We start from the raw sequence: 14074 nt of genomic DNA on the forward strand, positions 1-14074 counted from the left end.
AGGTGGTGACAAAGCCGCCGCCGGGGAGCGGATTGCCCTGCATCTCGAACACCCGGCCATCTTTTTGTGGCCGCTGAAACTTGTAACTGCTGCCCTGGCGCAGGTAACTAAGACGCTTTTCAACCTCACTATCGACATCGGCACTGTGAATAAGGCCGCGCTCGGCGTTAAAACGGATCAAATCGGCCACCGGCCGGCCAACATCGACCAGGCCTGGCGGGTAGGCAAACATATCCAGATAGCGCTGGTTCCAGGCAATCAGCCGCAAATCTGCGTCTACCACGCTGATGCCCTGACTGATGTTATCGATGGTGGCTTGCAGCAAAGCCTGGTTAAACTGAAACACCTGGCTGGCTTCATCAACAAAACGGGCTACTGTTTCCAGCGGCAACTGACTATGCCGGCTGGCTGCATCCATTACCAGCCGCATCGAAGCACCGCCAATCACTGCCGATAAGGCCCGCTCGGATGCCTGCACCAGATTGACCGGTGCCGGCGCATACTGCTCCAGCTGGGTGCTGCGCACGGTGCGTTGCAATACCCGGTTGGCTTCAGATTCACCGGCAAAGCGGCGCAGCAGCAAATAGCAATCTTGTACCGATAAGCGCGCCTGGCGACTGGCCACCGGGGTGCTTTGTTGCTTTTGTAAGAAGCGGCCACTTTCCAGCCATTCGCCAACCCGGGTTTGGGTGAGCTGGCTGACCAGCAGTACCATCAGCAGGTTGCAGCTCAGGCTGAGCAAGACGCCAAGTGTAATGGCATCGACCTGCCAGCCAAACAATTGATGCGGCGCCAGCCAGCCAATACCAAAAGGTCCCTGAGTGAGCCATTGAGTACTGAGCCAGCCGGCCCGGCTGAGCTCTGGCAGCAGCAGGATGTAGGCCCAGACCACAGCGCCACTGAGCAAGCCTGCCAGGGCGCCTTGCTGGTTGACCCGGCGTGAGAGCAGGCCCAGGATCAAGGCCGGTGCTAATTGAGCCACCAGGGTGAAAGCCATCAGGCCAAGCTGGGCCAGGCCGGTATCGGTACCAATCCAGCGGTAATAGACAAACCCCAGCATCAGCACCAGCAGCATGGAACCGCGCCGCAGGTTGGCAATTTTTAACAGGCTGGGCGGGCTTAGCTCGGTCTGGCGGGCACGAAACAACAGTGGGGTCAGCAGTTCGTTGGTGATCATAATGCCCAGTACCACAGTGGCCACCACCACCATGCTGGTGGCGGCGGAGAAGCCACCCAAATAGGCCAGCAGGGCGATATCGGTGCGGTTTGCCGCCAGCGGCAGTTGCAATACCACCAGATCAATATTGACCTCGTGTCCAAGCAGCATCACACCGGCCATGGCCAGTGGCAGCGTGAAGATGCTCATCAGCAGCAAATAGAGCGGGAAAATCCAGCGGGCACTGCGCAGATGTCCCAGCCGCTGATTTTCAACAAAGGACACATGAAACATCCGCGGCAAACAAAGCGTAGCGGTAAAGCCCAGCAGCACATGCACCCAGTAGGTGTGGGTGGGAAGTGCCTGGCGTTGCAGTTCAAGCAGGCCCGGATGCTCGCGGGCGGCTGCAAAAATGGATTGAACACCATCGTAAATGCCAAAACAGACAAAAGCGCCTATGGCCAGTAGTGCCAGTAGTTTCACCAGCGACTCAAAGGCAATGGCAGTCATCAGGCCCGGATTGGGCTGGTGCGCCTTGGCACTTTTGCTGACAAACAGCAACGCAAACACTGCCATCCACAGGCTGACATAAAGGCCGGTATCACGAAACCAGTCACTGGCTTGCTCAGAAGCCACCAACACATTGATGCTGGTTGACACCGCATGCAGTTGCAAGGCGATGTAGGGAATCACCGCTAAAAATAAAATCAGCGTAATGCTGACAGCCAGCAGGCGTGAGTGACCAAAGCGGGTAGCGATAAAGTCGGCAATGGAGGTAATGCGGTATCGCCGGCAGGCGATGGCGATGCGGGCCATCAACTGGAAACCAAACCAGAACAGAATAAAGGAGCCGATGTAGGTCGGTGGGATCCACCAGCCATTCACAGCCGCCTGGGCGGTGACACCATAAAAAGCCCAGGAGGTGCAGTAAATCGATAAGGCAAAGCTGAACACCCAGGGAGCCAGCGGGTGCTTGCCATCAATGCGCCGGCCAAAATAGCCGACACTGAACAGCACTACCAGGTAGAGCACCGAAATTGCGGCTATGGTGCCAAGGCCAATATGGCCTTGCTCCGCAATCAATTCGGCTGGTTCTTTCATGCAGGCTCCGGTGGCAGCACAGTGGGGCGCCAGTTTCTGATGCTGTTGAGCTTACCGTGCGGTCCAGCCACCGTCCAGTACCAGAGTCTGAGCCGTGATATGGCGGGCCGCATCGGAGCACAAAAAGGCGGCACTGGCGGCGATTTCGGCCACATCAATAAAGGCTTTTTGTGGCATAGGGGCCAGCATAATGGTATCGATCACCTGTTGCTCACTGATGCCATGCTCTTTGGCCTGGGCGGCAATTTGTTGTTCCACCAAAGGCGTTTTCACATAAGCCGGGCAAATGGTGTTGATGGTGATGTTGTGGCTGGCGTTCTCCAGCGCGACCACCTTGCTAAAGCCAATCAAACCATGCTTGGCGGCGACATATGCCGATTTAAACGGCGAAGCAACCAGCGCATGAATGGAGCCGATATTGATAATGCGGCCAAAATTACGCTGCTGCATGCCGGGTAGCATGGCTTTGCTCAGCATGGCCGGACCGGTCAGCATGACTTCCAGCAACAGGCGCCATTTATCGGCCGGGAAATCTTCTAAGCGGGCGACATGCTGAATGCCGGCGTTGTTTACCAGCACATCGGCTGGAAAGTCTGCGGCGCAGCGGGCGATGGCATCGGCATCGGTCACATCCAGCACAAAACCCTCTGCAGCCAAGCCTTGTTGGCGTAGTTGCGCGACGCATTGCTCGATGCGCTCTGGCAACAAATCGGCCAGTATCACTTGATGGGACTGACGGGCAAAATGCTCGGCAACGGCAAAACCAATCCCACCGGTCGCTCCGGTAATCACAACGCGCATGGCGGTGGCTCCTTTCATAATTGATCACCACTTATGCTAGGCAGAAGCACCGGGTTCGACAACGGTACTTTAGTGCTATTCGTGTCGGTTACTCAGGCTGCCTTAGCCATCTGGAGCTCTGTGGTGGCCGGATTCAGCTGGTTGGCTTTTCTGGCTTGCGTAATTTATGGTACAGTCTGGCGGTTTATCACGATTAAAGTGTCGTTTCCGCCTGCTTCTTGCTGATTTTAATGCTGAATTTGCGCTGTTTTGCCTGTTTTTAGCGATAAGGTATTAAAAGGATCATTTTCATCAGTTCAGGCATCCACAAGGCTGTAGCGGAATGACCAATAAATAAAAGAAGAGGCTTTTATGGCTGGTTCACAGCAATCCTTTACCCCGACCGAAAAGCGTGGTTGGTTTACCCGCTTTCTGGATACGGTTGAGTGGCTGGGTAATCTCCTGCCGCATCCGGTAACTTTATTCGCGCTTTTTGCCCTGGCGGTGATTCTGGGCAGTGGTGTGGCGTCGTTTTTTGAGTTAAGTGCCATTGATCCACGGCCTGAAGGGGCTGCCGGCCGCGCACCTGATGGTGTGATTACCGTGGTCAGCTTGCTCAGTGTGGATGGTCTGCAGCGTATCGTCTCCAACCTGGTGACCAATTTTACCAACTTTCCACCGCTCGGTGTGGTGTTGGTGGCGCTGCTGGGCGTTAGTGTAGCAGAGCACTCCGGTTTGATTTCAGCCGCCATGCGCGGCATGGTGATGAATGCGTCACCGCGCATGGTCACGGTGACTATCGTCTTTGCCGGTATTGTTTCCAATACCGCTTCGGAGCTCGGTTATGTCGTCTTGATCCCGATGGCGGCCGCTATTTTCTATTCTTTAGGGCGTCATCCCCTGGCAGGCCTGGCTGCAGCCTTTGCCGGCGTATCTGGTGGCTACAGTGCCAACTTACTGATAGGCACTATTGATCCGCTGTTGGCAGGATTTACCGAAGCCGCCGCTCATTTGATTGACCCTGAGTATACCGTGGGCCCGGAAGCAAATTACTTCTTTATGGTGGTAAGCACCTTTGTGATTGCGATTTTAGGCGCCATTGTGACCGAAAAAATTGTCGAGCCTAAGCTTGGCAAATACGATCGCTCGGAAGCATCGATTGATCTGGAAAGCCAGGGGTTAGAGCCACTGCGCCCGGAAGAAAAACGTGGCCTGATAGGGGCCGGTCTGATGCTGGCAGCTTTGCTGGGCTTACTGGCGCTGACTGTAGTGCCGGAAAATGGCGTTTTGCGTAATCCGGATACTGGCGGTGTATTGGGTTCGCCTTTCCTGCGCGGCATTGTGGTCTATATCTTTATTACCTTTGCCATTCCTGGTTTTGTTTACGGCAAGATTGCCGGCACCATGAAAAACGACAAAGACGTCATCAATGCCATGTCGAAAAGCATCGGCTCGATGGGGCTTTATATCGTGCTGGTGTTCTTTGCCGCTCAGTTTGTTGCCTTCTTTGGCTGGACCAACCTGGGTACTATCTTTGCGGTAAAAGGAGCAACTTTTCTGCAAGAGATGGGGCTGACCGGTCCCTTGCTGTTTATCCTGTTTATTGCCATGTGTGGCTTCGTCAATCTAATGCTGGGTTCGGCTTCGGCGCAATGGGCCATTACCGCGCCTATCTTTGTGCCTATGCTGATGATTATTGGCTATTCACCCGAAGTGGTGCAGGCGGCTTACCGGATTGGGGATTCGGTCACCAACCTGATCACACCGATGATGAGTTATTTTGGTTTGATTCTGGCGGTGGCGGCGCGTTACAAAAAAGACATGGGCATTGGTACCTTGATTGCGACTATGCTGCCTTACACCATGGTGTTCTTTATTGGCTGGGTGACATTGTTTTGTTTGTGGGTCTTTGTATTTGGCTTACCGGTTGGGCCAGGCTCGCCGACCTATTACAGCTTCGAAGGCTAACAACAGGGGCAGCTTAGGCTGCCCTTGTTATTTCGGCTCGTTTATCCCTGTTTGCTGCTCGCCGGACAGGTGGATTCCCGCACCAGCAATTCCGGAATAAACACCGGCTGGGCGTTAATCTGCGCTTTATTGGCATTGGGCCGAGTGTGTTTAAATAGCAGCTCAGCCGCTTGCGACGCAATAATGCTGTTCGGTTGGTCTGCGGTTGTCAATGGCGGCCAGGTTTGGCGGGAAAACGGGCTGTTTTCAAAGCCTGCAATGGATAACTGTTCCGGGATGCTGATATTCATCAGCCGGGCGCTGAACAGGGCACCGGCCGCAATTTCATCGTTACAGGCAAATATTGCACTGGGTCGCTTTGGTAGTGCCATCAACTTCTTGGCACCTTCCACACCGGACTCAAAGGAATAATGCCCCGGCACAATAAATTTAGGGTTTACCTGCAAACCGCGTTTGGTTAAAGCGGCTTTAAAGCCGGCCAAACGCTCGCCACTGGAACTGTGCTCTTCATCACCACATAAAAAAGCAATCTCGGTATGGCCGAGCTCCAGCAAGTGATTGGTAATTTTAAAAGCGGCGGTAAAATCATCAATCAACACACAGTTGTGCACGCCTGGCGAAGGGGTAGAGCCCGAGATGATCCGGACAAAATCCACCTTCATCTCTTCTAACGCCTGGGCAATATGCGGCATTTCCGAAAAAGGCGGCGTCAAAATCAAACCGGCCAGCCGCGATTTACTCACCAGCTCTTTAACTTCCTCGACAATACCGGGTGATTTTGCATTGGTTGGGTGGATTAGCAGCTCGTAGCCATGCTTTTTGCAGCTGTCTAGCAAGCCTTTTTGCATATCAATAATGTAATAGGCATTGGGGTTATCATAGATGTAACCAATGCTGTAGGAGCGTGTACTGGCCAGGTTGCGGGCGGCTGAGTTGGGCTGGTAATGCAGCTCATTGATGGCTGCCATTACCTTATCAAAGGTGTCTTTGCGCACCGAGGGTTCATTGTTCATCACCCGGGACACGGTCTTGATCGACACCCCGGCGTGTTTGGCCACATCATTGATGGTCACTTTCATGCAGCTTCCTTGATTGGTAGGTTGCGTTGACAGCTCGCAGTATCGATAGCCGGTAAGTAAGGTTACTGTGGGCCCTAAATGATGACAGCGCTGGTCAAAAAATTAGCATTCTTGTGATAGTGATACGCTTTTTTTGGCAAAATCGCAAGCAATCTGGCCATCCAGCTTGGATTTTATGCCAGATTATTTGCTTTCGGGAAGTCGCTTTTATCTTGTAATTTCAAGGTGTGCTGGCTCTTTGGGTAAGACTTCAGAGCTACGGATAGCCATGTTGTCAGCAAAATAGTTGAAATTTTCATCGATTTTGGTTTGCAATACCGAATTTTTTTGTGTAAGTTAAATTTTAATGACAGCGTTGTCATTCAGGATCAGAAAAATAGACAGCACAAGACCAATAAGAGGAACGGGAGAGGCTTATGTCCAGCAATAAACTAAATAAATGTGCCTTGGCGGTAAAACTAGGGTTGATGGTTGGGGCCTTTGGCTTCAGCATGCCCTTGATGGCCAATGATGGTGCCACTGAAGATAATGTTGAAGTGATTCAGGTGCGAGGTATTCGTGCATCGCAAGAAGCCAACCTGAATGCTAAACGCTTTGCTAATGCGGTAGTCGATGTAGTGACTGCAGAAGATGTTGGTAAGTTTCCGGATAAGAACGTGGCTGAATCGCTATCCCGCATTACCGGTGTGGGTGTCAGTCGAGAGTTTGGTGAGGGTGAAAAAATCACCATTCGTGGTGCCAGTTCCGCCACTAACCGTACCTTATTAAATGGCCAGACCATCGCCACCGCCGACTGGTTTATTTTGGATGCACCAGGCCGAAGCTTTAACTACACCATGTTGCCGTCGGCTTTGATCTCGGATCTGGAAGTGTACAAGTCGCCCATGGCGCGGATTGATGAGGGATCAATAGGTGGTACTGTTATCCTACGTACCCGTCGCCCGCTTAATCTTGAAGCCAACACCCTCAATCTTGGGGTGGAAATGCAATATACCGAAACGTCCAAGAAGTGGGATCCGCAATTGTCCGGCCTGTACTCCTGGAAAAATGACGACGAAACCTTCGGTGTACTGATATCCGCCATGCGGCAAGATCGCGACTTTGTTCGTCAAGGCTTTGAAGTGCTGGGCTGGCCGGATAACCCGGCTCTGGAGCAAAAAATACCCAGCCACATCGGTGTCGCGCGTTTTCAGCAAAAACGTGAGCGTGAAACGGTGTTTGCCTCATTCCAGTTTGCCCCAAGCCACGAGTGGGATATCACCTTCAATGCCTTGAATTCGAAAGTAGATGCCGACAATCAAAACTCAAACTGGCTGATTTTTGTCAATAATGATGCTGCCAGTCTGGGGGGAATTACCAGTATAGACAACAGCGTTGTGGCGGGCAGTGTCGCAGAGGGCGGGACTTCCGCTTTTAACTTTATCAACCGGGTTGCTTCCACCGAGACCCGCTCACTGGATCTGGATATTAACTACAGTGGCGATAATTTTGAAATCCATGCTCAGGTCGGCAGCACTCGCGCCAAAGGCGGGACCTTGCGGGAAACTTCATGGGAATATGGCGCAGCTACCGGTTACAACTTTGACTTACGAGGTTCGACGCCATCAGCCAGTACCGATGTGGACGCCACTGACGGCAGTCAGTTCAATGCCGGCTGGATCTGGGGCGGTGAGAAGCCAACCAGTGATCGCGAGAATTATGCTCAGTTTGACTTAACCTTCCCAGTACAAGCCGGTGCCTTTACCGACATTCATACCGGGGTGAAATACCGTGCTGCTAAGCGTACCCAAGATCGCATTGCTTACAGCTGGCATGGCCCGAATACATTGGGTGACGCAAGTCTGGCACCGGATTGGCCGGTCTACTTGCAGTATATTTTCGATACCTGTCCTACCATGGCTGATTGTGGTTTGACGCAGGGAACGCATAATATTAATGCCGTGGTCAATGGCAATATGACCCAGCAAATGGCTCATAACCGTGCCCGTATGGAGGAAATTGCGTTTGTCGGTTTAAATGGTGTGCCAGCCGATTATGCCCGCTCCTTGATCCTGGATGAAAACTGGGCGGTAGAAGAAGACATTACCGCCTTGTACCTGCAGGGTGATTTTGAGGGGGATAACTACCGCGGTAATATTGGGGTACGTTATGTTGATACCCGTCAAACTTCCGGCGGTTATGAGTTCTCTGGTGATAGCTGGGGCTTTCTGACCATTGACCGAGACTGGCTGACGCCAGCTGAGCTGGCCTGGGTGGAACAGAAAAACAATTACCGCGAAATCCTGCCGAGCTTTAACCTGGCGTACGATCTGGCGGATGATACCATCCTACGCTTTGGTGCGGCCCGGGTGATGGCTCGGCAAAACTGGAATGATATTTCCACCTCGATTACTTACGGTTCGCTGAATGTGGCACAACCAACTGGTACGGCGAGTAATCCACATTTGAAACCGCAAATTGCCGATCAGTTTGATGTCGCCTACGAGTGGTATTTCAACCCACAATCGGTGCTGGCAGCAACGCTATTCTACAAGCGCATTAAAAGCTACCGCAGCTTCAGTACCTTTGTGGATCAACGTTACTGGGAAGAAGGTGATCAGATGGTGGATGTCACCTTTACCAGGCCAGAGAATGGCCCTGGTGGTTCTACTAAAGGCCTGGAGCTGACCTATCAGCAAGCCTTTGGTGAGCACTTTGGTGTTGTGGCCAACTACACCTACACCGACGCCAAGCGCAGCGAGGCGCGGAATCCGAACCTGCCGGGCTCTGGCCTGGTGGAAGGTACTTCGGATCATATGGTCAACCTGACGGCCTATTATGAAACGGATCTGTTCAGTGCGCGCTTGATGTACAACTACCGTACTGAATGGTACAAAGGGTTGCACTTTAATGGCTCTGAATTGTGGAATGATAGCTATGGCCAGCTGGATGCCAGCTTCACCTACAATGTGTCGAATAACATCAGCCTGGCGTTTGAAGCCATCAACCTGACCAATGAGCAGGTGGTGGAGTACAACACCAACAAAGCACGTGTCTTCTCCATTTACGAGAATGGCCGTCGTTATGTGGCTGGTATCCGCGTGGCTTTCTAAGCCTGCTTGGTTGACATAAGATAAGGGGCTACCCTAGTAAGGGTTAGCCCCTTTTGCTTTCAGGAGTTGTGATGCCTGCTACCATCCGTTGCTGGGAACAGATAACACCACAGCAGTTTTTTGAAGATATTCAGCCATTGAATCAGCCTGCGGTCTTAAAAGGCTTAGTGGCGGATTGGCCTGTGGTGCATGCTGCTCGGCATTCAGCTGAGCAACTTGCACACTATCTGCAACCGTTCGACAGTGGTCTGCAGGTCACGACGCTCTTGCTGGCAGCGCACACCAATGGCCGGATCTTTTATCAACCGCAGTTAAATGGCTTTAATTTTGAGCGGCGGCAGTACCCGATATCGGCCATTTTGACACAATTAGTCCGAAGCCAGGGGCGGGCTGATGCAGTACGTATTGCCGCTCAGAGCGCTTTGGTGGATGAGTGTTTGCCTGGTTTTGCCAGTGACAACAGCAATCCACTGCTCCCTGGCAGCGTGCAAGCCCGTATCTGGCTTGGTAATCAGGTGACTGTGCCGGCACACTTTGATGATGCAGATAATCTGGCTTGTGTGGTGGCTGGCAAGCGGCGCTTTACTTTGTTTCCACCTGAGCAAATTAGCAATCTGTATATTGGTCCGCTGGACTATGCACCAACCGGTACGCCCATCAGTTTGGTAGACTTTACTGCCCCAGATTGGCAGCGCTACCCAAAAGCAGAAGCTGCCTGGCAAACGGCCCAAATTGCAGAGTTAGAACCAGGTGATGTGCTTTATATCCCTGCTTTGTGGTGGCATCAGGTTGAATCCTGTTCTGACATCAGCTTGCTCTGCAACTATTGGTGGAATGGCTCCATCGGTACGGCTGACTCTCGGGGTAGCCCATTCGCAGCGCTGCTGCATACTTTGCTTCAGCTGCGGCAGTTGCCTGCGACTCAAAGAGCAGCCTGGCAATCGCTGTTCAGTTATTATCTGTCAGCCGAACCTGAAGACTTCAGCTATCTACCTGTGGCTAAATTAGGCGTGCTGGGTACCGATGACTGCCCGAATGAGCATGCTATTTATGCCTGGTTAATAAAACAATTGCAGCAGCAGAGGGCAGAACCTAACTCCAAGAGCTAAAGTTTTACACCTCAGGGGCTGGCTGAATGCGACAAACTACAGTAAGGTAGGCGGGCGATTTTTTTGTACATAACATGACGTATGGATTTACTATGACAGCTAAGATAGTTCCACTTTCCAAAGAGCAGCATCAGGCGCTGCGTGTGCATTTCAAACAACCTTTTGCCCATATCGCCGAAGAGCATTTACTGCCGGTGGTGGTGCATGAATTTGGCCCGGCGGCGGCTGTGTACCCGATAGTGTTTGTAAAAAACAACGATTCAAACAATTACCAACCGGTTGTTTTGCTGGGTCTGGAGCCTGGTAAAAACTTGTATCTGCAAGATGAGCAAATGCAGGCTACTTATGTGCCTATTTCCGCCCGCAACTACCCGTTTTTCCTGACGCCGGATCCGGAAAACGACAAGCAGCTGACCATCGGTATCGATGAGAACAGCCCTCGGGTTAGTAAAGACGACGGTGAAGCCTTGTATACCGAGCAGGGTGAAGAGACGGAAATGTTGCAGCGTGCTAAGCAGCAACTGGCAGATTTCTTCGATACCAGCCGTGTGACCCGTACCTTCGTAGAAAAGCTGACCGAGCTAAGCCTGCTGGAAGCCAAAACCTTAACGGTTCAGGTCAATGGCCAGAAACGCGAAATCAATGGCCTGTTTCTGGTCGACGAGAAAAAGCTGAATGAGCTGAGCGATGAACAGTTTATGGAACTGCGTAAGCAAGGCTATCTGGCACCAATTTATGCGCATATGTTGTCGGTTCAGCAGGTGCAGCGCTTGACCCGCTGGCAGAGCGAGAAAGAAACCGCACAAGCGTAATCACAAGTTTGAGCATGCAAAAAGGGCCGTCAGGCCCTTTTTTGTTGCTGGCGCTTGCATTGGTTGAAAAAACAGCATAATATGTTTTGACAGCGCTGTCATAGCCTGGTTGATAGCGTTGGGGTGTTTCACCGCACCCACTCCTGAGGGGCTCTGATGTTACCGGATCCAGAGTGTAAGTCCCTGATGTTCGTTATTGGTAGTTGGTAATGAATATGTACGGTAGACACGGATGTTGAGTGGATTATCCATCCTTTATCCAAGGGTACCTTGCCAGCAAAGCTTGCTTTGCTGGCTTTTTTTCGGCCATAAAAAAGCCCCGCTGCTGCGGGGCTGGATTGAGATTTTGCTTTACAGCCTGATAATGCGACTCAGTTGATCAGAGCGACTGCGGCTTCGCAGCCAGATGTCGCCATCCTGTTGCAATGGCTGCTGATAGTGCTGCCAGCTTTTCCCCTGATCCAGGCTGTATTCAATACTGATGGCCGGCCAGGCATGATTGGCTTTGAGTTGGCCCTGCTCGCGGATGGCTCCGGGCGGCGGCACATAATGCCCTGCGCCGGACTGTACCAGGCGAGTAAATTCGACTGAAGTCAGGCGTTGGATAAATTGTTGCCAGCTCTGGCGTGCTGCTGTGCTGTCTTTATTTGGTTCCCAATCGGCTCTGTGCCAGGCTCGCTCTGCCAGGGCAATTAACCGTGGGTAAATCATTTGCTCCAACTGGGCGGCCGTGCGAATGGTTTCGCCCCACACCTGCCCTTGAATACCCAGCATATTGTCGGGCTTTTCAAGTGCCGGCAAGGCCCGCCCAAGCAGGGCTTCCAAATCGTTTATCGGCGTGCCATCCCGGGTGAATTCGGCATTGCTATACAGGTGATCCGGCCGGTAGAAAAACACTTTTTCGGTATCGGTGTAGCGAGCAGCCCAGTAGTAGCCACGCTCTTTTGGATGGGCTTCCTGTGGGTGGTCAAAATACAGATTGGTGCCCGCTGATTGCACTACCTGATAGCCTGCATTGGCAAAACGGTAGGCTCTGTCACCATAGCCCCATTCCCAGATATTATCCCAGGCGTTAACAATCACCTCACTGTTGTTGAATTGCTCGCGGCGAAATGGCCGGGTACTGTCGGCCATCAGACCATCTTCCCACGCGGCCATCGCCAGGCCGCGCTGATTGGCGAGTTGTGCTACCCGATTAATAAAGTAGGGTTTTAAATCGGCCACACCAGCGACCCCATTCAGGGGCTCCGCAAAAAGCTGCTCACAAGCTGGGGCACCCTGCCAGGAGCCGGCGCCGACTTCATCGCCGCCCATATGAAAGACCCGCAGTTGCAAACCTGCTTCACGATACATCTGCTGCAGCTCGTACATCACTTTATCGATAAAGGCATAGGTGGAGTCGATACAGACATTAATGGAGTTGTCGTTGTAGTTTTGCACGGTCAGGTACTCGGAGGCGTCGTCCGCCTCTGATAACAGATAGCGGCGGGCTTCTTCCGCTTGGCCTGCTGCCTGCAAACGCTGGTAGCGCGCTTCCATTGCTTTAATAGCCGCACGGGCATGGCCAGGCATATCAATTTCCGGGATCACTTCAATATGGTGTGCTTTGGCATGACGCAGCAGCTGGATAAAATCATCCCGGCTGTAATAGCCATTGCCAGAGCCTGAGCTGTGCGGGCCGGTGCCAAGCTGAGTCAGCAGACACTGTTGCTCGGTTAAATCAAAGCAGCGATTGGCGCCAAACTCGGTGAGCTCTGGTAAACCGGGGATTTCCAGCCGCCAACCTTCATCTTCGGTCAGGTGCAAATGCAGTTTATTCAGCTTGTAGCGGCCCATCTGTTCAATCAAGCGCAAAGTAACATCCAGACCATGAAAATTACGCGCCATGTCGTAGTGCATACCACGCCAGCGATAGCGCGGGTAATCCAGTATAGTCAGCTGTGGCAGCTGCACCTGATCAGAGCTTGCTACAGGAAGCAGCGCCAGTAAGCTTTGAATCCCATAAAATACACCGGCTTCATCAAAACCGGTAATGCGAATACGCTGGCGCTCGATAGTTAGCTGATAGCCCTCTGGCTTTAAATTTGGCAGATTCGCATCCAGCCGTAACTCAATAATGGGACTGTTAGCCTGACCATTTAATGGCTGGCCGAAGTAGCGATGTAATTGATCGGTAAGGTAGGCCAATTCATTGGCCAAAGCACCTTGAGCTTGCAACTGCCAGCTCGTATCAAAAGCAGTCTGACCTCTGCGATGTTGCAACTGCACCGGCTGCGGAATAATGCGTTGTTGCAGCTGGGCGGGACTTAAGTTGGTGTGTACGGCTTTGGTATTCGAAGCAAAACGATGTTCTGCTGTGACAGTGGCAAATTTATCGCCATCACCGATATTGCGCAACCGCTGCTCAGGCTCAGTCATGGGGCGAACAAATTGGCTGAAATCTTCGGTATCTGTATTGATAAAGATGGCCGGTTGCAGCGCGCCTGCGACCATAAAGGCTCGGGGCATCCAGTCGGAGTAGCTGATCACCCAAGGGGCTGAGGTAAAGGTAAGCTGAATTGACTGGCCAGTTGGCAAACCTGCAAAGTCCGTGGTAGGAACTATCCGGTGCAGATCGCCTTGAATGTGTTCCAATTGCAGCCCCTGGCTTAGCGTGGTTTCGATTTTCCGGATAGAGTGAAAGTACCAGCCCCAATCCGACTTCCCTGCAGAGAGGGTGATACCGGAGTTGTTGTGCAGTTCAATCCGACCGCGAAAACGCCCGGCATCAGGCAGCAGATTGGTTTCAACGGCAAAAAACCACTCAGTGCCGGCAGTAAAGTCATCCAATTGCTGCTGACTCTGAAATGGTCCAGCTAGTGCCAGCCAGCTCAGCCAAGCGAGACTGAGTAAAAGTAAGTTTTTTATCATCTGCTAATCCCCGTATTTTCATGAGCTTACATCATAACGCTGAAAATAATAAGCTCAAATATTCATC

General features: G+C 52.2%; 8 protein-coding genes. 4 read left to right on the forward strand and 4 right to left on the reverse strand.

Features of this window, described 5'->3' with window-relative positions; translation table 11 throughout:
* Window positions 1-2257, reverse strand: a 2257-nt coding sequence (locus JJU14_RS02910) for a PAS-domain containing protein (protein WP_228611105.1), incomplete at its 3' end; no start/stop codon positions are given.
* 51 nt (window positions 2258-2308) lie between these two features.
* Window positions 2309-3058 (reverse strand): 3-hydroxybutyrate dehydrogenase, encoded by a 750-nt coding sequence (locus tag JJU14_RS02915; RefSeq protein WP_228611106.1) that lies wholly within the window; start codon window positions 3056-3058, stop codon window positions 2309-2311.
* A gap of 351 nt (window positions 3059-3409) precedes the next feature.
* Here JJU14_RS02915 and JJU14_RS02920 point away from each other — a divergent pair, with 351 nt between their 5' ends.
* Window positions 3410-5005, forward strand: coding sequence for an AbgT family transporter (locus JJU14_RS02920; protein WP_228611107.1), 1596 nt, complete (start codon window positions 3410-3412; stop codon window positions 5003-5005).
* 41 nt (window positions 5006-5046) lie between these two features.
* Here the strand turns inward: JJU14_RS02920 and JJU14_RS02925 are convergent, their stop codons facing one another.
* Window positions 5047-6084, reverse strand: a complete 1038-nt coding sequence (locus JJU14_RS02925) for a LacI family DNA-binding transcriptional regulator (RefSeq protein ID WP_228611108.1) — start codon at window positions 6082-6084, stop codon at window positions 5047-5049.
* 491 nt (window positions 6085-6575) lie between these two features.
* Between JJU14_RS02925 and JJU14_RS02930 the strand changes: the two genes are divergently transcribed.
* The 3 genes from JJU14_RS02930 (at window position 6576) to JJU14_RS02940 (ending at window position 11097) form a co-directional block, all read left to right on the forward strand.
* The gene (locus tag JJU14_RS02930) at window positions 6576-9176 is read left to right on the forward strand and encodes a TonB-dependent receptor (RefSeq protein WP_228611217.1); all 2601 of its coding nucleotides are present in this window, start codon (window positions 6576-6578) and stop codon (window positions 9174-9176) included.
* 71 nt (window positions 9177-9247) lie between these two features.
* The gene (locus tag JJU14_RS02935) at window positions 9248-10285 is read left to right on the forward strand and encodes a cupin-like domain-containing protein (RefSeq protein WP_228611109.1); all 1038 of its coding nucleotides are present in this window, start codon (window positions 9248-9250) and stop codon (window positions 10283-10285) included.
* Window positions 10286-10377: 92 nt separating this feature from the next.
* Window positions 10378-11097, forward strand: a complete 720-nt coding sequence (locus JJU14_RS02940; protein ID WP_228611110.1) for a SapC family protein — start codon at window positions 10378-10380, stop codon at window positions 11095-11097.
* Between the two features lie 351 nt (window positions 11098-11448).
* Here JJU14_RS02940 and JJU14_RS02945 read toward each other — a convergent pair whose 3' ends face one another.
* The gene (locus JJU14_RS02945; RefSeq protein WP_228611111.1) at window positions 11449-14007 is read right to left on the reverse strand and encodes a family 20 glycosylhydrolase; all 2559 of its coding nucleotides are present in this window, start codon (window positions 14005-14007) and stop codon (window positions 11449-11451) included.
* Between the last annotated feature and the right edge of the window lie 67 nt (window positions 14008-14074).

The sequence above is a fragment of the Alkalimonas sp. genome, from assembly GCF_020831925.1.
In the GTDB taxonomy this organism is placed as follows: Bacteria; Pseudomonadota; Gammaproteobacteria; order Enterobacterales; family Alteromonadaceae; genus Alkalimonas.

Coding starts and splice junctions, on each gene's coding strand:
- JJU14_RS02945 (WP_228611111.1), bottom strand. CDS start 14,007: ATGATAAAAAACTTACTTTTACTCAGTCTCGCTTGGCTGAGCTGGCTG.
- JJU14_RS02935 (WP_228611109.1), top strand. CDS start 9,248: ATGCCTGCTACCATCCGTTGCTGGGAACAGATAACACCACAGCAGTTT.
- JJU14_RS02940 (WP_228611110.1), top strand. CDS start 10,378: ATGACAGCTAAGATAGTTCCACTTTCCAAAGAGCAGCATCAGGCGCTG.
- JJU14_RS02915 (WP_228611106.1), bottom strand. CDS start 3,058: ATGCGCGTTGTGATTACCGGAGCGACCGGTGGGATTGGTTTTGCCGTT.
- JJU14_RS02920 (WP_228611107.1), top strand. CDS start 3,410: ATGGCTGGTTCACAGCAATCCTTTACCCCGACCGAAAAGCGTGGTTGG.
- JJU14_RS02925 (WP_228611108.1), bottom strand. CDS start 6,084: ATGAAAGTGACCATCAATGATGTGGCCAAACACGCCGGGGTGTCGATC.
- JJU14_RS02930 (WP_228611217.1), top strand. CDS start 6,576: ATGCCCTTGATGGCCAATGATGGTGCCACTGAAGATAATGTTGAAGTG.